This is a genomic window from Variovorax sp. KBW07, from assembly GCF_003852515.1.
GTDB lineage: Bacteria > Pseudomonadota > Gammaproteobacteria > Burkholderiales > Burkholderiaceae_C > Variovorax.
Genome location: NZ_QAJK01000052.1, coordinates 39198 through 58653 on the forward strand (window position 1 = coordinate 39198; position 19456 = coordinate 58653).

Annotated in this window: 15 protein-coding genes; 9 read left to right on the plus strand and 6 right to left on the minus strand. The window is 67.9% G+C overall.

The annotated features are described in order from the left end of the window. Positions 1-87: 87 nt before the first annotated feature. Positions 88-2931, minus strand: coding sequence for a phosphoenolpyruvate carboxylase (ppc, locus tag DBV14_RS12075; protein ID WP_124459428.1), 2844 nt, complete (start codon positions 2929-2931; stop codon positions 88-90). Positions 2932-3015: 84 nt separating this feature from the next. On the opposite strand from ppc, the gene hemC reads away from it, so the two are divergent. The 4 genes from hemC to DBV14_RS12095 are packed head-to-tail and all read left to right on the plus strand — an operon-like array spanning position 3016 to position 7135. After that, positions 3016-3942 carry a hydroxymethylbilane synthase gene (gene hemC / locus DBV14_RS12080; RefSeq protein ID WP_124459429.1) on the plus strand — a complete coding sequence of 309 codons (927 nt, stop codon included), beginning with the start codon at positions 3016-3018 and terminating at the stop codon, positions 3940-3942. Positions 3943-3958: 16 nt separating this feature from the next. Continuing rightward, positions 3959-4741 carry a uroporphyrinogen-III synthase gene (locus DBV14_RS12085; protein ID WP_124459430.1) on the plus strand — a complete coding sequence of 261 codons (783 nt, stop codon included), beginning with the start codon at positions 3959-3961 and terminating at the stop codon, positions 4739-4741. Beyond that, on the plus strand, positions 4738-5844 hold the full coding sequence (locus DBV14_RS12090) for a uroporphyrinogen-III C-methyltransferase (protein WP_124459431.1): 1107 nt from the start codon (positions 4738-4740) through the stop codon (positions 5842-5844). Before DBV14_RS12085 ends, DBV14_RS12090 begins: the two co-directional genes overlap by 4 nt. Positions 5845-5851: 7 nt before the next feature. After that, on the plus strand, positions 5852-7135 hold the full coding sequence (locus DBV14_RS12095) for a heme biosynthesis protein HemY (protein WP_124459432.1): 1284 nt from the start codon (positions 5852-5854) through the stop codon (positions 7133-7135). Positions 7136-7166: 31 nt separating this feature from the next. On the opposite strand, the gene DBV14_RS12100 is transcribed toward DBV14_RS12095, so the two are convergent. Beyond that, positions 7167-8735: an MFS transporter gene (locus DBV14_RS12100; protein WP_124459433.1), complete on the minus strand. Its 1569-nt coding sequence runs from the start codon at positions 8733-8735 to the stop codon at positions 7167-7169. 107 nt (positions 8736-8842) lie between these two features. Between DBV14_RS12100 and DBV14_RS12105 the strand changes: the two genes are divergently transcribed. Further along, positions 8843-9721 (plus strand): LysR family transcriptional regulator, encoded by an 879-nt coding sequence (locus tag DBV14_RS12105; protein ID WP_124459434.1) that lies wholly within the window; start codon positions 8843-8845, stop codon positions 9719-9721. A gap of 70 nt (positions 9722-9791) precedes the next feature. Here DBV14_RS12105 and DBV14_RS12110 read toward each other — a convergent pair whose 3' ends face one another. After that, a complete protein-coding gene (locus tag DBV14_RS12110; RefSeq protein ID WP_124459435.1) occupies positions 9792-13082 on the minus strand; it encodes an Rne/Rng family ribonuclease in 3291 nt (1096 codons plus the stop codon). Between the two features lie 547 nt (positions 13083-13629). On the opposite strand from DBV14_RS12110, the gene DBV14_RS12115 reads away from it, so the two are divergent. Genes DBV14_RS12115 through DBV14_RS12130 form a run of 4 tightly spaced genes read left to right on the plus strand, consistent with a single transcriptional unit; the run spans position 13630 to position 16835 of the window. Then, positions 13630-14745, plus strand: coding sequence for an RluA family pseudouridine synthase (locus tag DBV14_RS12115; protein WP_124459436.1), 1116 nt, complete (start codon positions 13630-13632; stop codon positions 14743-14745). Next, complete coding sequence (locus DBV14_RS12120) at positions 14738-15412, plus strand: HAD family hydrolase (protein ID WP_124459437.1); 675 nt, start codon at positions 14738-14740, stop codon at positions 15410-15412. The genes DBV14_RS12115 and DBV14_RS12120 overlap by 8 nt, the downstream gene beginning before the upstream one ends. Positions 15413-15422: 10 nt before the next feature. Further along, entirely contained in the window at positions 15423-15791 is a 369-nt protein-coding gene (locus tag DBV14_RS12125) for a Rieske 2Fe-2S domain-containing protein (protein WP_124459438.1), read from the plus strand. Positions 15792-15794: 3 nt separating this feature from the next. Further along, positions 15795-16835 (plus strand): S49 family peptidase, encoded by a 1041-nt coding sequence (locus DBV14_RS12130; RefSeq protein WP_124459439.1) that lies wholly within the window; start codon positions 15795-15797, stop codon positions 16833-16835. A gap of 39 nt (positions 16836-16874) precedes the next feature. On the opposite strand, the gene DBV14_RS12135 is transcribed toward DBV14_RS12130, so the two are convergent. From DBV14_RS12135 to DBV14_RS12145, 3 genes are read right to left on the minus strand one after another with little or no spacing between them, the layout of a single operon-like run. Further along, a complete protein-coding gene (locus DBV14_RS12135; RefSeq protein WP_124459440.1) occupies positions 16875-18032 on the minus strand; it encodes an MFS transporter in 1158 nt (385 codons plus the stop codon). Positions 18033-18034: 2 nt separating this feature from the next. After that, positions 18035-18799 carry an SAM-dependent methyltransferase gene (locus DBV14_RS12140; RefSeq protein ID WP_124459441.1) on the minus strand — a complete coding sequence of 255 codons (765 nt, stop codon included), beginning with the start codon at positions 18797-18799 and terminating at the stop codon, positions 18035-18037. Next, entirely contained in the window at positions 18796-19377 is a 582-nt protein-coding gene (locus DBV14_RS12145; protein WP_124459442.1) for a nucleoside triphosphate pyrophosphatase, read from the minus strand. Before DBV14_RS12145 ends, DBV14_RS12140 begins: the two co-directional genes overlap by 4 nt. Between the last annotated feature and the right edge of the window lie 79 nt (positions 19378-19456).

Here is a 19456-nt window from a genome sequence, read left to right on the forward strand (position 1 = left end):
TGACCTTACAGGTTCCTGTTTGCCGACTGTTCACGTAGGAAAGGGCGCACAAGGCGCCCTTTGTCTTTGGTAGTGCGCGACTAATCGTCAGCCGGTGTTGCGCAGGCCGGCCGCGACGCCGTTGATCGAGATATGAATGCCGCGCTGCAGCCGCTCGCCGCCGTCGCCCGCGCGGTAGCGCCGCATGAGCTCGACCTGCAGGTGATGCAGCGGGTCGATGTACGGGAAGCGGTGGCGCACCGAGCGCTGCATTTCGGCATTCCCTTCGAGCCGCTGCTTGGCACCGGTGATGAGCGTAAGCGCATCCGAGGTGCGGTGCCATTCGGCATCGATCATCGAGAACACCTTCTGGCGCAGCTTGCGGTCGGTCACCAGCTCGGCATAGCGTGAGGCCAGTGCGAGGTCGCTCTTGGCCAGCACCATGTCCATGTTCGACAGCAGCGTGCGAAAGAACGGCCACTGCGCATACATGCGCTGCAGCAACGCCACGCGCTCCTTCTTGCCCGCGGCGTTGCCGGCCGAGGCGAGGAACTGCTCCACGCCCGAGCCGAAGCCGAACCAGCCCGGAATGGTGAGCCGGCACTGGCCCCAGCTGAAGCTCCACGGCACGGCGCGCAGGTCGTCGATCTTGTGGCTGGGGTTGCGCGACGCGGGGCGCGAGCCGATGTTGAGCTCGGCGATTTCGCGGATCGGTGTGGAGCCGAAGAAGTAGTCGCCGAAGCCGGGGGTTTCGTACACCAGCTTGCGGTACGCGGCCATGCTGGCGCTCGACAGTTCACCTGCGGCCGAGAGAAAGGTGGCGGGTGCCGACTTGCCTTGCGGCAGCAGCGTGGCTTCGAGCGTGGCGGCCACCAGCGTCTCGAGGTTGCGCCGGCCGATCTCGCGGTTGGCGTACTTGGAGCCGATGACTTCACCCTGCTCGGTCAGGCGGATCTGGCCGCGCACTGTGCCCGGCGGCTGCGCCAGGATGGCCTGGTAGCTCGGGCCGCCGCCGCGTCCCACCGTGCCGCCGCGGCCGTGGAACATGCGCAGGCGAATCGGGTTGGCCTTCTTCTTGTTGAGCTCGTCGAACAGGGACACCAGCGCGATGCCGGCGCGGTACAGCTCCCAGTTGCTGGTGAAGATGCCGCCGTCCTTGTTGCTGTCGCTGTAGCCGAGCATCACATCCTGCTCGGCGCCGGAGCGCTCGATCAGGGCCTGGATGTTCGGCAGCGCATAGAAGGCGCGCACGATGGGCGCGGCGTTGCGCAGGTCTTCGATGGTTTCGAACAGCGGCACGACGATGAGGTCGCACACGGCGTTGGTGGCCATCGCGCCGCGCAGCAGGCCCACTTCCTTTTGAAGCAGCAGCGCTTCGAGCAGGTCGCTCACCGTTTCGGTGTGGCTGATGATGTAGTGGCGAATGGCGGCTGCGCCGTAGCGTGCGCGCGAGGCGCGGGCGGCCGCGAAGATCGCGAGCTCGCTCTGGGTCAGCGGCGAGTAGTCGGCATCGGGCACGCGCAGCGGGCGGGCGTCGTCGAGCAGCTTCAGCAGCAGCGTCTGCTTGGCTTCTTCGGCCAGCGAAGCGTACGAAGGCTCGATGCGCGCGGTGGCGAGCAGCTCGGCAATCACGGCTTCGTGCTTGTCGGAGCTCTGGCGCAGGTCGACCGTGGCCAGGTGGAAGCCGAACACTTCCACCGCGCGGATCAGCGGACGCAGGCGCTGCGCGGCCAGCACGCTGCCGTGCTTTTCGTCGAGCGACTCTTCCAGCGTGCGCAGGTCTGCAAGAAACTCTTCGGCGCTGGCATACGGGTTCTGCGGCGCGACGGCGTGGCGCGCGGCCTCGCCGCCGGTGAGCTCGCGCAGCGTGGCCGCAAGGCGCGCGTACACGCCGGTGAGGGCGCGGCGGTAGGGCTCGTCTTTGCGGTGCTCGCTGGTGTCGGGCGAGCGCTCGGCCAGTGCCTGCATTTCGACAGACACATCGACCAGCGTGGCCGAGAGCGACAGTTCGCCGCCCAGGTAGTGCACCTCGGTGAGGTAGTGGCGCAGCGCCAGCTCGGACTGGCGGCTCAGCGCGTATTCGAGCGTTTCGGCCGTGACGTTGGGGTTGCCGTCGCGGTCGCCGCCGATCCACTGGCCCATGCGCAGGAAGGGCGCGACCGATGGCGTGACGCCGCCCTGCACCAACGCCTTTTCGAGGTCGGCATAGACGCGCGGGATTTCGCGCAAGAAGGTGGCTTCGTAGTAGCTCAGCGCGTTCTCGATCTCGTCGGCCACGGTGAGCTTGGAGAAGCGCAGCAGGCGCGTCTGCCAGATCTGCGTGACGCGCGTGCGCATCTGGGTTTCGTTGTCGGCCAGCTCGATGGGCGAGAGCGCGTCCTTGCCGCCGGCATAGGCGTTCTGGCGCAGCCGGATTTCGTCGCGCACGGTCAGCAGCAGCGCGATGGCGCGCTCGGCATCGAGGATGCTCTTGCGCTGCACTTCGGTCGGGTGTGCCGTGAGCACCGGCGACACGTAGCTGTGGGCCAGCGAGGCGACGATTTCGTCGGGCTTGACGCCGGCCTTGCGGATGCGCGCCAGGGCGGTCTGCAGGTCGCCGTCGGCCTGCACGCCTTCGCGCTCGGCCTCGGTGCGGCGGCGAATCTGGTGGCGGTCTTCCGCCAGGTTGGCCAGGTGGCTGAAGTAGGTGAAGGCGCGAATGACGCGCACCGTTTCGGCCGCGCTCAGGCCCTTGAGCAGGTTCTTCAGCGCGCGGTCGGCCGCCTGGTCGGCGTCGCGCCGGAATGCCACGGAAAGCGTGCGGATCTTTTCCACCAACGCATAGGTCTCGTCTCCTTCCTGTTCCCGGATCACGTCGCCGAGGATGCGGCCCAACAGCCGGATGTCGTCGATCAGAGGCTGGTCTTCGGCCTGGCGGCGCTTGGGGGGAGCAGGTGTCTTGCTGGCTTTCATTCGATGTTGTTCCTGGGGACTTGAATGGACGCGCCGCCTGCGTTGCTGCGGCGCAACATGCTAGCATTCCGGCGGTCTGGAAACATGTACTTTTTGGGAACGGTCTTGAGCAATATCGTCATCGCCACGCGCGAGAGTCGCCTGGCCTTGTGGCAAGCCGAACACGTGCAGGGGCTTCTGCAAGAACGGGGCCACACGGTCAGCCTGCTGGGCCTCACGACCACCGGCGACCAGATCCTGGACCGCTCGCTCAGCAAGGTCGGCGGCAAGGGCCTGTTCGTCAAGGAACTCGAGCTCGCACTGGAAGAAGGGCGCGCCGACATCGCGGTGCATTCGCTCAAGGACGTGCCGATGGACCTGCCCGAGGGCTTTGCCCTGGCCTGCGTGCTGGAACGCGAAGACCCGCGCGATGCACTGGTGTCGCCCCGCTATGCCTCGCTCGACGAACTGCCGCAGGGCGCGGTGGTCGGCACTTCCAGCCTGCGCCGCGTGGTGCTGCTGCGCGCGCTGCGGCCCGACGTGCGCATCGAACCGCTGCGCGGCAACCTCGACACCCGCCTGCGCAAGCTCGACGAAGGGCAGTACGACGCGATCGTGCTCGCCGCGGCCGGACTCAAGCGGCTGGGCCTCGAAAGCCGCATCCGCGTGGCCTTCGATCCCGACACCATGCTTCCCGCCGCGGGGCAGGGCGCGCTGGGCATCGAGGTGCGCGCGGACCGCGCCGACCTGATCGAACTGCTGGGCTCGCTGGCGCACCGTGGCGACTTTCTCTCCACGGCCGCCGAACGCGCCGTGAGCCGCGCAATGGGCGGCAGCTGCTCGATGCCGCTGGCGGCGCATGCGCGCTGGCAGGCCGATGGCGCGCTGCGCATCGATGCCGCATGGGGCGACCCTGAAGGCAACGCGCCGCTGGTGAAGGTCCACGCGCTGGCCCCGGCCGGCGACTTTGCCCAGGCCGACGCGCTCGGCACACGCGCCGCCGCTTTGCTGCGTGACGCGGGCGCCCACTGAAATCCGTGGTCATACGATGACCACGCGCCCCGTCATCGTCACGCGGCCGGCCCGCGAGGCGGTGCAATGGGTCGATGAACTGCGCGCCGCCGGCATCGATGCCATTGCGCTGCCGCTGATCGTGATTGCGCCGGTGGACGATGTCGAACCGCTGCACACGGCGTGGCGCAGGCTCGCCAGCTATGCGGCGCTGATGTTCGTGAGCGCGACGGCCGTCGAGAATTTCTTCCTGCACCAGGGACCGGATGCGGCAACGCAGGCGATGGCGGGCCGCCGCTTCTGGGCCACCGGCCCCGGCACCACGCGCGCCCTGTTGCGGGCCGGCGTGCCGCCCGAAGCCATCGACGCACCGCCACCCGAAGCCACGCGCTTCGACTCCGAGGCGCTGTGGGAGCGTGTGCAGGCCCAGGTGTCGAATGGCACGCGCGTGCTGATCGTGCGCGGCGGCGACGAAGCGGGCCGGCCCACCGGACGCGATTGGCTCGCCAATGAAATCGATGCCGCCGCGGGCTTGCGCGACACCGTGGTGGCCTACCGCCGGCTGCCGCCGTCGTTCGACGACGAGGCGCGCCGATTGGTCGTCGATGGCGCCGAAGGCCGCGCAATCTGGCTCTTCAGCAGCTCCGAAGCCATCGGCAATCTGCAGCGCGCGATGCCCGGTGCCGACTGGCATGGTGCGAGCGCGGTAGTGACCCATGCCCGCATCGGCGAAGCCGCGCGCGCCGCGGGTTTCGGGGCGTTGCGTGTATGCACACCTTTGCGGGAAGCGCTGATCGCGTCGATAGAATCGTTGGCATGAGCGCCGCCTCTCCGTCGTCCCCTCCCGACGACATTTCTCCCCCTTCCGCCGCTGCCGCCGCGCCGGTGCCCGCCACGCTGGCGCCGCACCAGACGCCCGCCGCGCAGGCCGCGGCCGCAGTGACTTTGTCGCGCATCGGATTCGGCCTGCTGACCGTGGTGACGGTGGTCACCCTGGTCTCGACCATCGCGCTGTGGCAGAAGGTCAGCGGCATGAAGGAACAGCTGGCACGGCAAAGCGCCGATGCCATCGCCCAATCGATGGAAGCGCGCACGCTGGCACGCCAGGCCAGCGACACTGTGCGTGATGCCGCGGCCCGCGTGGCGCTGATCGAAAGCCGCGTGGCCGAAGTCGCGCTGCAGCGTTCGCAGCTCGAAGAACTGATCCAGAGCCTTTCGCGTTCGCGCGATGAAAACCTGGTGGTCGACATCGAATCGGCCGTGCGCCTTGCCTTGCAGCAGGCGCAGGTCACGGGCAGTGTCGAGCCCTTGCTCGCGGCGCTGAAGGCCGGCGACCTGCGCATTGCGCGTGCCGCCCAGCCGCGGCTCGCCCCGCTCCAGCGCGCCATGCAGCGCGACGCCGATCGCCTGCGCAGCAGCGCCAGCACCGACGGTGCAGAAGCATTGCAAAAGCTCGACGAGCTGATGCGCAACGTGGACGACCTGCCGACGCTCAACGCGGTGGCCGTGCGTGGCACCGGGCTCAATGCCTGGCAGGCCGAACCGATTCCCGCCGATGCGCCCTGGTGGCGCCGCGTGCTGCTCACGCTGCGCGGGGAAGCCCGTTCGCTGGTTCGCGTGGGCCGCATCCAGAGCCCCGAAGCCGTGCTGCTGGCGCCCGAACAGTCCTACTTCCTGCGCGAGAACCTCAAGCTCAAGCTGCTGAACGCGCGCCTGTCGCTGCTGTCGCGCCAGGTCGATGCCACGCGCACCGAACTGACCCAGGTGACCGCCGCGCTGAACCGCTATTTCGATCCCGCGTCGCGGCGCACGCAGGCGGCGGCCACGTTGCTGCAGCAACTGCAGCAGCAGGTGAGGTCGACCGAGCCCGCGCGCATCGACGACACGCTGGCCGCCCTGGCGACCGCCGCCGCAGGACGCTGACCCGCACATGCGCGCTGCAATCTGGCTCCTTGCGCTCTTCGCCGTCGCCGCGGCCGTCGCCCTGTTCGCGGGCAACAACCAGGGCACGATCACGGTGTTCTGGCCGCCGTGGCGCGTCGACCTTTCGTTGAACCTCGTGCTGGTGATCCTGCTGGTGGCCTTCGTGCTGCTGCACACGGCGCTGCGTGCGCTGGCCGCGCTGTTCTCGCTGCCGACGCAGGCGCGCCAATGGCGGCTCCAGCAGAAAGAGCGCACGTTGCATGCCGCGTTGCTCGACGCGATGGTGCAACTGATTGCGGGCCGCTTCTCGCGTGCACGCAAGGCCGCGCAGGCCGCGCTGACGCAAGAAAAAACGCTGGCGGCCCTCGGCGCCAACCTGCCGCAGGCACAACAGGTGCGCGTGCTGTCGCACCTGCTGGCGGCCGAGAGCGCACAGGCCCTGCAAGACAAGCCGGCGCGCGATGCGCATCTGCAGCAGGCCCTGAACGAAAGCACCGACCGCACCGTGCTGGCGAGCCCGGAGACGCGCGAAGGCGTGCAACTACGCGCCGCGCGCTGGGCACTCGAAGACCGCGATGCGGCCGCCGCGCTCGCACGGCTCGAAGAACTGCCGCAGGGCGCGCAGCGCCGCACGCTGGCCTTGCGCCTGCGCCTGAAGGCAGCGCGCCAGGACCGGCGCACCGTCGAGGCCCTGGAAACCGCGCGCCTGCTGGCCAAGCACCGCGCCTTCTCCGAAGCCGCGGCGCAGAGCATCGTGCGCGGCCTTGCCACCGAGCTGCTGTCGGGCGCGCACGATCCGGCGCAACTGCTGCGTGCATGGTCCGAGCTCGATGCCAATGAACGCGGCATGCCTGAAGTCGCAATCCATGCGGCGCAACGCATGGTCGCGTTGCGTGGCGACCTGGCGTTGGCGCGCGGCTGGCTGCTGCCGGCCTGGGAGCGCATGGTCGCGAACCCGCGCGGCCTGGGCGATGCGCTGCGCGTCAAGCTCGCGCGTGCGCTCGAAGCCGGGCTCGATTCGGTCGATGCCGATTGGCTGGCCCGCATCGAAAGCGCGCAACGCAACAACCCGCGCGACCCGAATCTGCAGTACCTCGCGGGCATGGCCTGCATGAAGCGCCAGCTGTGGGGCAAGGCCCAGCAGTTGCTGATGCAGGCCGGGCTGGGCCTGCAGGACACCGACCTTTATCGGCGCGCCTGGCTCGCGCTGGCGCAATTGGCCGAGGCCCGCGACGACACCGAGCAGGCCGCCGAAGCGTGGAAGCGCGCGGCGCAGATCGAAAGCACCTGAGCGTCTTGTGGCACTCGCGTGCCTCCTGGCTTCAGGAGCACGCGGACTCTTCGGCCTTCAAGCCCGACGAGGCCTGCGCCGACGGCTTGCCGCTGCCGAAAATCAGCAGGCTGATGCCAGCCAGCACCCACACGCCGATGCCTCCATAGAGCATCACCAACCCGAAGCTCTGCACCAGTGCCCCATGAACGGCTGTGCCCGATGGGTCGGCCTGCGACAGCGCAGGAAAACTTTCGCCGAGCGATGCAAAGCTGCCTGCCGCGATCTTCTCCGCCAGCGCGCGCAACTGCTGCGCATCGAGCGATGCCGACAGGGCGCTCTTCAGGTGCGAGTGAATGCCTTCGAGCAGGATGAACCCCATCAGCGCGATGTTCACGGCCAGCGTGATCAGCCGCGCGCTCATGTCCATGCCCGAGGCCATGCCCGCGCGGGCGCTCGACACCGAGCCGGTGGTGGTGTTGGTCACGGGCGTGTTGGTCAGGCCCAGCCCGATGCCGGCCAGCAGGCAGCCGGGCAACAGCGTGAGCCAGCTGGCCTGCGGCAGGCTGCTGCCGTAGCGCATGGCGATGAAGCCCAGCCCGATCACGAACAGGCCGGCGGGAATGACCACGCCGGGCCGGTAGCGCAACGACAGGCGCTCAGCCAGCGGCGGCAGCACCAGGGTCGGCAGCGTGTAGGCCAGCAACGCCGAGCCGGCGGTGACGGCGTCGTAGCCCAGGCCGCTCTGGAAGTAGATCGGCAGGTAGATCATGAACGGCCAGAAGCTGAAGTTCATGCCGATGGAGCCGATGATCGAGCCCGAGAAATTGCGGATGCGAAAAACCGAGAAGTCGAACATCGGATGCGGGTTGATCTTCTCGACCCACAGGAACACGGCAAAGCTGGCCACCGTGGCAACCAGGATGCCGATGGCCACGGGGCTCGTGAAGCCGAGGCCCGGCCCCTGCGTGATGAAGTAGGTGAGGCCGAACACCGCCAGCGACAGCGTGACGATGCCGGGCAGGTCGAGCCGTTTCGCATCGGGGTCGCTCGACTCTTCCACGCTGCCCAGCACGAGCGCCAGCGCCACCACGGCCAGCGGCACGTGGACCAGGAACACCCATTGCCAGCTCGACAACGCCACGATGGCGCCACCGATGATCGGCCCGAAGCCCAGGCCCATGCCGAACACCACGCCCCAGATGGCGAAGGCCTTGCTGCGCTCCTTGCCTTGCTGGAACTGGTGCGACAGCACCGCGAGCTGGCAGATCAGCATGGCGCCGCCGGCCAGGCCCTGCAGGAAGCGACTGACGATCAGCACGGGCGCGTTCTGCGCAATGCCGCACACCAGCGAGGTCAGGCCGAACAGCGCCACGCCGACGATCAGCACGCGCTTGCGGCCATAGCGGTCGGCCACGGTGCCGGCTGCCATCAATACCGTGGTGCAGGCCAGGGTGTAGGCGTTCATGATCCACTGCATGTCGCTGAAGTCGCCATGCAGTGATTTTTCGAGCGTGGGAAGAATGACCGGCACGCTGGAAATTTCCAGGCCGAACATCAAGGCAATGAGGCAGACCGCGGACAGGGCGATCCGGTTCTTGCCGGCGTGAGAGAGAGACATCGAGCAGCTTTCGAAAGAGAAGCGGCCGATTCTGGTGAAACCCCTCTCATGATGGAAATGATTTAATTTCCTAGAATCCATTAGAAATCGTCATTTATCGGTAGCCCATGGACTTCGACCCCACGCTGTTGCGCGCCTTCGTGGCCGTGAAGGAAACCGGCGGCTTCACGCGCGCCGCGGAACGCCTGAACCTGACCCAATCGGCCATCAGCCACCAGATCCGCAAACTCGAAGAGCAGGTGGGCCGGCCGCTGCTGCATCGCACGACGCGCCGCCTTACCGTGACCGAAGACGGCGAAGACTTTCTTCGCTACGCACAGCAGATCCTCGACACGCTCGACGCGATGACGCGGCGCTTTCAGCCGTCGCCGATTTCGGGCGTGGTGCGTTTCGGCGTACCGGACAACTTCATGGGCGACCGGTTGCCACCTCTACTTTCGCAGTTCGCGCGCGGGTTCCCGGCGGTGCGAATGGAAGTCTGCGTGAGCATGCACATCGACCTGCGCGCGGCAATCCGCGCCGGCGAACTTGATCTCGCGGTGGTGATGTCGCCGCCCGATTGCGTGGAAGGCACGCGCTTGCGGCGCACGCAACTGGTCTGGGCCGCGGCCGAAACTTTCGAGGCACCGAAGGGTGCATCGCTGCCACTGGCCTTCTTTCCGAAGCCCTGCGTCAACCGTCAGGTGGCCGGTTCGGCGCTGGACCTGGCATCGGTCGACTGGCACGTGGTGTTCACCTCGGCCAGCACGCAGGGCATTCGCGCGGCGGTGCTGGCGGGGCTCGCGGTGACGGTGCTCACGCGCGAAGAGGTGGAACCGGGCATGAAGATCGTCGATGGGCGCTACGGACTGCCGCCGTTGCCGAGTGTCGACTTCTCGCTGATCTGGAGCGCGAACGGCAAGACGCCTTGCGCCTGCCGGTTCGGACAACTGATCCTGGAGATGCCTGGTTCGCCGGAGTTCGAGGCGTTGCCGCTTCGGGCCTGAAACTCGAGGCCAAAAAAAACGGCGCCACGAAGGCGCCGTTTTCATTTGCCGTTGAGCAGCGGTAGCGTGCTCAGAGCGTGCGTTGTTGCTCTTGCTCGAAAGGCAGCGACATCGAGGCGAGGTCGCGGCGGGTTTCGACCAGCACCAGCGGGCCTTCGTCGAGCACGATCACCGGTGGGCGTTCGCGCGGCACGTGGACCGGCTTCGGCTCGGCGGCAATGGCAGCGCGCGCCTGCGCAATGCGCTCCGCGTCCGAGTTGACCCACTGCAGGCCCGAGCGCTCGGCGATTTGCGCGAGTTCGTCCAGCGGCAGTTCGAAGGCCTGCACCTTGGGCAGTGCGCGGCCGTTGGCGGCCGGAGCTGCCACGACGGGCGCTGCTGCGACTGGCGCCGCTACCGGTGCGGGGCGCTGTTCGGCGCGGGCCTGCTGCGGGGCGGGTTCGCGAACTTCCGGGGCTGCGGGTGCTGCTGCAAATGCAACAGCGGCTTCAGCGCGTTCAGCGCGCTCCGACACCAGCGGCAGTTGCTGCTGCTGGCGGGACACCGGCGCTTCTTGCACGTCATTGGCTGCGACGGCTTCCACTGCGGCGGGCGAACCGTCGGCAGCTTGCTGCGCGCCAGCTTCGCTTTCGTCGCGCGGACCACGTTCGCGGCGGTCGCGGCCGTAGCGGTCGCGTGAACGGCCACGGCGCTCGTCGCCATCGCGGCGCGGTGCCTGCTCGTTGCCGCCGTTGTTGGCGGCGTCGCTGCCCTGGTCGGCGTCGGTTGCTGCTTCGGCCACGCGGACATCGGCATCGCCGTTGAGCTGTTGCGGGGCGTCGTTGCGGCGCTCGCGACGGCCGTCGTTGCGGTCATTGCGATCGCCGCGCGGTGCGCGTTGCTCGTCGCGGCCGTTGCGCGGCTGGCGCTCGCCCTGGGCTGCTGCAGCGTCGTCGCCTGCGGCGGCTTCGCCGCGGGGCTGTGCGTCGCCATTGCGGTCGCCGCGGTCGTTGTTGCGCTCGCCGCCACGTTCGCCGTTGCGGTCACCGCGCTCGCCACGTTCCCGGCGTTCGCCGCGGGCGCGTGGTGCGCGTTCCGCTGCATTGCCTTCGTCGCCTGCTGCTGTGCCCGATGCGAGTTGCTGGGCTTCGAGGTTGACGTTGCCGTCGAGTGCCTCGGCCGGGGCATTGCGGCCTTCGCGGCCATCGCCCTCGCGGCGTTCGCCGCGGCCGTTGCGGCGCTGTTCGCCGTCGCGCGGTGCACGTGCTTCACGGGGCTCGCGGGGTTCACGCTGCTCGCGCGGTTCGCGTTGCTCACGTTGTTCGCGCGGCGGGTTGGCGCCGTCGTTGCGCAGCTCGGTGCTGCGGCCTTCACGGCCTTCGCGTCCTTCACGGCGCTCGCCGCCACGGCCGCCACGGCGTTCGCCATCGCGACCGCCGGAGCGTCCACCTTCGCCACGGCCTTCACCGCCGCGGCCTTCGCCACCGCGACCGCCACGGCGCTGTTCGCCGTCACGTGCGCCGCCGCGTGCTTCACCGCGTGCTTCGCCATCGCGGCCAGGACGGCCATCGCGGCGGGGCTTCGGTGCCTCGACCGGAATGACGGCCGGTGCCGGCGCTGGAGCGGGGGCCGAAGCGCCGCCGAACAGGTTCTTGATCCAGCCGAAGAAGCCGCTTTGCGCCGGAACGGGCGCGCTCACCACGGGCGGTGCGACCGGTGCCGGTGCCGCGGCGACAGGCGCGCGCACGGCTTCGGGCTTGGGTGGCACCACGGGTGCGGGTGCATCGGGCAGCACGCCCTTGATGACCGGCGACTGCTTGTTGGTGGGCTCTTGCGAACGGCGCGTGACGGCCGTCGGGTCTTCGATCTCGTCAGCCATCTTGTAGCTGGCTTCGATGTGGTCGAGACGCGGATCGTCGTGCTTGAGGCGCTCGAGTTTGTAGTTCGGCGTTTCGAGCGTCTTGTTGGGCACCATCAGCACGGTGACGCGCTGCTTGAGCTCGATCTTGGCGATTTCGGGGCGCTTTTCGTTCAGCAGGAACGACGCCACTTCGACCGGCACCTGGACGTGCACGGCGGCCGTGTTGTCCTTCAGGCACTCTTCCTGAATGATGCGCAGGATCTGCAGTGCGCTGGACTCGGTGTCGCGAATGTGGCCCGAGCCGCCGCAACGGGGGCAGGGGATCGACGAGCCTTCGCTGAGCGCCGGCTTCAGGCGCTGGCGGCTCATTTCCATCAGGCCGAACTTGCTGATCGAGCCGAACTGCACGCGGGCGCGGTCTTGCTTGAGCGCGTCCTTGAGGCGGATCTCGACCTCGCGGCGGTTCTTCGACTCGTCCATGTCGATGAAGTCGATGACGATCAGGCCGCCCAGGTCGCGCAGGCGCATCTGGCGGGCCACTTCGTCGGCGGCTTCAAGGTTGGTGCGGGTGGCGGTTTCTTCGATGTCGCCGCCCTTGATGGCGCGGGCCGAGTTCACGTCGACCGAAACCAGTGCTTCGGTGTGGTCGATCACGATGGCGCCGCCCGAGGGCAGTTGCACGGTGCGGGCGTAGGCCGACTCGATCTGGTGCTCGATCTGGAAGCGGCTGAACAGCGCCGCATCGTCGCGGTAGCGCTTCACGCGGGCGGCATGCTCGGGCATGACGTGCGCCATGAACTGCTGCGCCTGGTCGTAGATGTCGTCGGTGTCGATCAGGATGTCGCCGATCTTGTCGTCGAAGTAGTCGCGGATGGCGCGAATGACGAGCGACGATTCCTGGTAGATCAGGAAGGCACCCTTGCCGCCCTGGGCGGCGCCGTCGATGGCGCTCCAGAGCTTGAGCAGGTAGTTCAGGTCCCACTGGAGCTCGGGCGCCGAACGGCCGATGCCGGCGGTGCGCGCGATGATGCTCATACCCTTCGGGTATTCGAGCTGGTCCATCGCGTCTTTCAGCTCGGCGCGGTCGTTGCCCTCGATGCGGCGCGAAACGCCACCGCCACGGGGGTTGTTCGGCATCAGCACGACATAGCGGCCGGCCAGCGAGATGAAGGTGGTGAGGGCTGCGCCCTTGTTGCCGCGTTCTTCTTTTTCGACCTGGACGACCAGTTCCTGGCCTTCACGGATCGCGTCCTGGATGCGGGCCTGGCTGGCCGACACGCCTTCGGCGAAGTACTGCTTGGAGATTTCCTTGAACGGCAGGAAGCCGTGGCGGTCTTCGCCGTAATCGACGAAACAGGCTTCGAGCGAGGGCTCGACGCGGGTCACGACCGCCTTGTAGATGTTGCCCTTGCGCTGTTCGCGCCCTTCGATCTCGATTTCGTAGTCGAGGAGCTTTTGCCCATCGACGATGGCCAGGCGCCGCTCTTCCGGCTGCGTGGCATTGATCAGCATCCGCTTCATGATGCGTTGTCCTTATATGTATCGTTCTGCGGCCCGTGAAGGGCCAACGATGCACGGACGACGCCCGCGAAACCAGGGGAATTGCCGCTTGGCCCCGGATGCTGTGACTGCCGCGCCAGGCGCGAGCAGGCCTCTCGAGCGTCAGCTCAAGAAGACAGCCGGGGTGGGGGCGCGTGGATGGGCGCGAGCCAGATTCGGTGTTGAGTAGCTATCTTTTTGATAGCCGGTTGCGCAAGGGTGGCGCGCGCTGCGGGCGATTCAATGCCTGAGGCGACCGGCCGAAACCAGGTCAGCCAGCGCAAGCACATTTGAATCAGCAGCATCAACACAACAAGGGACTCGCTTCGATCCGCCAGCAGCTTGGAAGCTGCAGGCTGGGTATTCCGTATCGGTGTTTCGTGGGTGTCGGCTTGACTCGGGTGCCTGGCTTGCCACTTTGCGCAATTGCGCGGGGTTTGCAGCTCGGCGCCAAAGCGGCATCGACCTCACAGCATGGTCGTCAGTGCTCTAAACTTCTGTCTAATCAAGCACTTACACGACCGCGCTGGTGAAAAACATTATAGGTGCGAAGCAAAGCCCCGAGACCGCTCCAAATCCCGCAGGCCGAAACGCCTCAGGGGATGCCTCGGGTGAAACCGGGGCGCCGCATTCGGCCATCAAATTCATTACGGTCGACGCCGAATCCGCCGGCCAGCGGTTGGACAACTTCCTGTTCCGCCATCTGAAAGGCGTTCCGAAGACGCACGTCTACCGGATCATCCGGTCGGGCGAGGTGCGCATCAACAAGGGCCGGGCCCAGGCCGAGACCCGCATCGAGGTCGGCGACGTTCTGCGGCTGCCGCCGGTGCGGATTTCGCCGCGCGCGGAAGAGGGCGCCGCCCCGCCCGCGCCGGCCCGCGAGTTTCCGGTGCTGCTGGAAGACGATGCCGTGCTGGCCATCGACAAGCCCGCCGGCGTGGCGGTGCATGGCGGCAGCGGCGTGAGCTTCGGCGTGATCGAGCAGTTGCGCACCGCGCGGCCGGGCGCCAAGTTCCTGGAGCTGGTGCACCGGCTGGACCGCGAGACCTCGGGCATCCTGCTGGTCGCCAAGAAGCGCAGCGCGCTGCTTGCCCTGCAGGACCAGTTCCGCGAACGCGAAACCGGCAAGACCTACCTGGCGCTGGTGGAAGGCAACTGGCCCGCCAACAAGAAGGTGCTCGATGCGCCGCTGGCCAAGTACCTGCTGCCGGGCTCCGATGGCACGGCCGGCGCCGGAGAGCGCCGCGTGCGCGTGGTCGCCAAGGACCATCCGGACGCGATGCGCGCCGTGACGCTGGTGCGCGTGCTGGCCCGGCTCGCGCTGCCCGGGGACGCCGCGCCGCTGTCGTTGCTGGCCGTGACCATCAAGACCGGCCGCACTCATCAGATCCGCGTTCATCTGGCGTCGGCCGGCCATGCGATCGCGGGCGACGACAAATACGGCGACTTCGAGCGCCAGCGCGCCTTGCAGAAGCTCGGCCTGAAGCGCATGTTCCTGCATGCCTGGCGGCTCCAGTTCAACCACCCTGCCAGCGGCGAACGCGTGGCGTTGCAGGCCGACCTGCCGCCCGAACTGCGCACGCTGTTGCCGTCCGCCGCGCTCGACGCGATGGCCCAACATCCCACTCCCACGTCCCATGACTGATTCTTCTGCAAGACCCCTTCGCTTCGACCTGATCGCCTTCGACTGGGACGGCACCCTCTACGACTCCACGCGGCTGATCGTGCGCTGCATCCAGGCCGCGGTGGTCGATGTCGGCGGCGCCAAGCCGAGCGAGAACGACGCCGCCTGGGTGATCGGCCTGGGCCTGGCCGAGGCGCTGGCGCGCGCGGCGCCCGATGTGCCCAAGGAAAAGTACCCCGAGCTCGGCGCCCGCTATCGCTACCACTACCTGCAGCACCAGGACGACCTGGTGCTGTTCGATGGCGTGCTGCAGATGCTCGACGCGCTGCGCGCGCGCGGCCACAAGCTGGCCGTGGCCACCGGCAAGTCGCGCCGCGGCCTGAACGAGGCGCTGAAGTCGGTGGCCCTGCGCGACCGCTTCGAGGCCTCGCGCACCGCCGACGAAACCTTCGGCAAGCCGCACCCCCGCATGCTGCTGGAGCTGATGGAAGAACTCGACGTGCCGGCCGAGCGCACCCTGATGATCGGCGACACCACGCACGACCTGCAACTGGCGCAGAACGCCGGCTGCCCGAGCGTGGGGGTCAGCTACGGCGCGCACGAGCCCGCCAGCTTCGACGAATTCAAGCCCCTGTTCGTCGCCCACTCGGTCGCCAGCCTGGAAACGTGGCTCCTCGACAACGCCTGAAAATTTCGTCATGAGCGAAGAACGCATCCCGCTGTGCAATGCCGCGGACCTGGTCGAAGGCGGCCAGGCCGTGCCTTTCGATGTGGTCCATGGCGGGGAAACCTGCCGCGCCTTCGCGGTGCGTTTCGAGGGGCTGCCCCATGCGTACCTCAATCGCTGCAGCCATGTCGCGATGGAAATGGATTTCCAGCCCGACCGCTTCTTCGACGACACCGGCCAGTGGCTGCTGTGCGCGACGCACGGCGCGGTCTACAAGCCCGATACCGGCGAATGCGCGGGTGGCCCCTGCCGTGGCGGCCTCGTGAAGATCTCGCTGAGCGAGCATGACGGCGTGGTGCACTGGCATACTGACTGGAACCTCCAACCCCTCACCTTCTGACACATGACCGACCCGAATCGCAGAGAACCTGAAGGTTTCGATCCGTTTGAGCCGGTAGCTCCCCTCACGCCTACGCAAGACACCTCCAAGAACATGGCTCAAGACCCTACACAGCGCCCCGGCTGGGAGCGCGCAACGCTTGAAAAGCTCGCTTTCGCCGCGCTGGGCGAGCAGAAGGCCACGCGCCGCTGGAAGACCTTCGTGCGTCTGTCCTGGCTTGCCTTCTTCATCTTCCTGGCCTGGTTCGCGCTTTCGCGCAGCACGCCGAGCACCGCCAAGACCACGGCGCACACGGCCGTCGTCGAGATCAAGGGCGAAATCGCCGCCGGCGGCGATGCCAGCGCCGAATTCGTGGTCGCGGCCATGAAGACGGCCTTCGAAGACGACGGTGCCAAGGGCGTGGTGTTGCTGATCAATTCGCCCGGCGGCAGCCCGGTGCAGGCCGGCATCATCAACGACGAAATCAAGCGGCTGAAGGCCAAGCACAAGAAGCCGGTCTATGCAGTGGTCGAAGAAACCTGCGCCTCGGCCGCCTATTACATCGCCGCCGCCACCGACAAGATCTATGTCGACAAGGCCAGCATCGTCGGCAGCATCGGCGTGCTGATGGACGGCTTCGGCTTCACCGGCGTGATGGAAAAGGTCGGCGTCGAGCGCCGCTTGCTGACCGCCGGCGAGAACAAGGGCTTTCTCGATCCGTTCAGCCCGATGAGCGACGCGCAGCGCGCCCATGCCCAGACGATGCTGAACCAGATCCACACCCAGTTCATCAATGTGGTGAAGACCGGCCGCGGTGACCGTTTGAAGCTCGACACCCCTGGCCTTTTCAGCGGCCTGTTCTGGAGCGGTGAACAAGCCGTCCAGTACGGCCTGGCCGACCAGCTGGGCAACGTCGACTACGTGGCCCGCGAAGTCATCAAGGCCGACGAGGTGATCGACTACACGCGCCGCGACAACGTGGCCGAAAAGCTGGCCAAGAAGTTCGGCGCCTCCATGGCTGAAACCACTGTGCGCCTGATGCACAGCACGCCGGCGCTGCGCTGAAGGAAGCGCTGGCCGAGCGCTGACCAACAGCAGTCGGCGCTACCGGTTTTCTTCGCTGCTGGCGGTGTAGCGCGCCGAACCCGCCAGCGCGACGGCGAAAACCACGACCACATACAGCGCGGCCGTCAGCGAGGTGGCCCGCGCGATCAGGCCGATCACCGCGGGGCCTGCCATGAACCCCAGATAGGCCACCGCCGAGACCGCCGCAATGCCGCGTGCCGGCTCGATGCCCGGCACCTTCGCCGAGGCGGAGAACAAGATGGGCACCACGTTCGCAAAGCCGATGCCCACGCCCGCGAAGCCGACCAGGGCCAGCCAGGGCAGGTCGGTGAGCAGCACCAGCGTCATGGCGGCGGCCGCCAACAGGCCGCTGCCGAGCAGCAGCGCCGTCGGCTGGAAGCGGGCACGCATGGCATCGCCACCAAAGCGCGCGGCTGCCATGGCTCCCGAGAAGCTCGCATAGGCCAGTGCGGCCTGCTGCTGCGGAGCACCGACTTCCTGTTGCATATAGAGCACGCTCCAGTCGTAGATCGCGCCTTCGGCGATCAGGCCCAGTGCAGCGAGCACGCCCAGCACCGCCAGCGCGCCACGCGGCAGGAGAAAGCCGTGGTCGGCGTCGGCCTCGCCGCTCGCGGTGACGGGCTTGGGCAACATGCGTGTCGAAGCCACGGCGACGACCAGCACCATGGCTGCGGCCACCAGCAGCAAATGAGCCTGGGCGCCAAGCCCGGCGGCCAGCGCCGCGCTGCCGCTGGCCGCGCCCGCCATGCCGCCGAGGCTGAACATGCCGTGCATGCCGCTCATCAACGGCGTGCCGCTGTGCAGTTCGAGTTGCGCGGCTTCGGTGTTGATCGAAACGTCGAACACGCTGGTGACGAGGCCGAAGGCCGCCAGTAAACCCAGCAGCGCGACATAGCCGGGCATGGCGATCAGGCCGGCCAGCAGCAGCGCGTAGATGCAGCCGCAGATGCCGGCCATGCGGCGCGGGCCATTGCGGCCGATCCAGCGGCCAGCGCTGGTCAGCCCGAACATCGCGCCGGCGCCGGCCGCGAGCATTGCCAGGCCCAGTTGTGCTTCGTCGATGCCGTAGTGCGCCTTCACCGTGGGCACGTGCACGCCCCAGGTCGCGAAGATGAAGCCGGCGGAAAAGAACTGCGCGCGCGAAGCCCAGCGCGTGCCTGCGGTCACGGCGACCATCTTCAGCGACCGATCGCGAACACGGCGGGCAGGCGTTCGTCCGTTGCGGTCTGGGGCTTGGCGCGCCAGCCCTTCACTGTTTCGCTGCGCACATGGGCGGTGGCCAGCGTGAGGCCGCGAGCAACCGCCAGGCGGGTGTTGTGCTGCAGTGTCTGCACGAGGCCCTGCAGCAACGCGGCGTTGCGGTAGGGCGTTTCGATGAACAACTGCGTCTGGCCGGTCTTGAGCGCGAGTGCTTCGAGTTCGCGAATGCGAACCTGGCGCTCGCCGGCGTCCTGCGGGAGGTATCCGACGAAGGCGAAGTTCTGGCCGTTCAGGCCGCTCGCCGCCAGTGCCAGCAGCAGCGACACCGGGCCGGTCAGCGGCACGACGGTGATGCCGAGGTCGTGCGCGGCGCGCGCCACCGAAGAGCCGGGGTCGGCCACGGCCGGCATGCCGGCTTCGCTGAGCAGGCCGATGTCATGGCCTTCGAGTGCGGCGGCCAGCAGGGGGCGGGCGTCGAACTGGCCCGCGTGATCGCCCTTCTTGTGCACTTCGCGCGGCAGTTCCTGGATGGTTTGCGCCTGCAGGGGTGCAGCCAGCGGTGCCACCGCGTCGATGCGTTTCAGATAGGCGCGCGCGGACTTGGCGTTTTCGCAGATCCAGTGCGTGATGCCCGCAGCCACCTGCAGCGTGCCGAGCGGCAGGGCGTCTTGCAGCGGGGCCTGGACGTCGCAGCCGAAGTCGAGCGGCGCGGGAACGAGGTAGAGCTTGCCGGGTGTCGTCACAGGAGGTCGACCCCCGCGGCGCGCAGCATCTGGCAGGTGCGGATCAGCGGCAGGCCGACCAGTGCGGATGGATCGTCGCTGTCGATGGCGCTCAGCAGGGCAATGCCGAGGCCCTCGCTCTTGGCGCTGCCGGCGCAGTCGTAGGGCTGCTCGGCCAGCAGGTATTGCTCGATGGCGGCATCGGTCAGGTCGCGGAACACCACGCGAACAGGGGCGATGTCGCGCTGGACGAAGCCCGTCGCATGGCAGACGACGGCCACGGCGGTCTGGAATATCAGCGTCTGGCCGCGCATGCGGCGCAGTTGGGCGGTGGCGCGGGCATGGTCGCCGGGCTTGCCGAGGGCTTCTCCGGCCAGGTCGGCCACCTGGTCGGAGCCGATCACCACGGCTTCAGGAAAGCGGGCGGCCACGGCGTTGGCTTTTTCGAGCGCCAGGCGCACCGCCAGGTCGCGCGGCGTTTCGCCGGGCAGGGGTGTTTCGTCCACTTCGGGGGACTGCACATCGAAGGGCAATCGAAGGCGGGTGAGCAGTTCGCGGCGGTAGCGCGAGGTCGAGGCGAGGATCACGGTGCGTTGCATGGGACGATTGTGCGTGAGCTGCCCAAAACCGTGCGGCACGCTCGCTGTGGAGATGCGGCGGGCGCGATAGACTGGCGTG

Bases quoted from the DNA above. Each gene is read 5' to 3' on its own strand.
- ppc (WP_124459428.1), bottom strand. From the start codon at position 2,931: ATGAAAGCCAGCAAGACACCTGCTCCCCCCAAGCGCCGCCAGGCCGAA.
- hemC (WP_124459429.1), top strand. From the start codon at position 3,016: ATGTACTTTTTGGGAACGGTCTTGAGCAATATCGTCATCGCCACGCGC.
- DBV14_RS12085 (WP_124459430.1), top strand. From the start codon at position 3,959: ATGACCACGCGCCCCGTCATCGTCACGCGGCCGGCCCGCGAGGCGGTG.
- DBV14_RS12090 (WP_124459431.1), top strand. From the start codon at position 4,738: ATGAGCGCCGCCTCTCCGTCGTCCCCTCCCGACGACATTTCTCCCCCT.
- DBV14_RS12095 (WP_124459432.1), top strand. From the start codon at position 5,852: ATGCGCGCTGCAATCTGGCTCCTTGCGCTCTTCGCCGTCGCCGCGGCC.
- DBV14_RS12100 (WP_124459433.1), bottom strand. From the start codon at position 8,735: ATGTCTCTCTCTCACGCCGGCAAGAACCGGATCGCCCTGTCCGCGGTC.
- DBV14_RS12105 (WP_124459434.1), top strand. From the start codon at position 8,843: ATGGACTTCGACCCCACGCTGTTGCGCGCCTTCGTGGCCGTGAAGGAA.
- DBV14_RS12110 (WP_124459435.1), bottom strand. From the start codon at position 13,082: ATGAAGCGGATGCTGATCAATGCCACGCAGCCGGAAGAGCGGCGCCTG.
- DBV14_RS12120 (WP_124459437.1), top strand. From the start codon at position 14,738: ATGACTGATTCTTCTGCAAGACCCCTTCGCTTCGACCTGATCGCCTTC.
- DBV14_RS12125 (WP_124459438.1), top strand. From the start codon at position 15,423: ATGAGCGAAGAACGCATCCCGCTGTGCAATGCCGCGGACCTGGTCGAA.
- DBV14_RS12130 (WP_124459439.1), top strand. From the start codon at position 15,795: ATGACCGACCCGAATCGCAGAGAACCTGAAGGTTTCGATCCGTTTGAG.
- DBV14_RS12135 (WP_124459440.1), bottom strand. From the start codon at position 18,032: ATGGTCGCCGTGACCGCAGGCACGCGCTGGGCTTCGCGCGCGCAGTTC.
- DBV14_RS12145 (WP_124459442.1), bottom strand. From the start codon at position 19,377: ATGCAACGCACCGTGATCCTCGCCTCGACCTCGCGCTACCGCCGCGAA.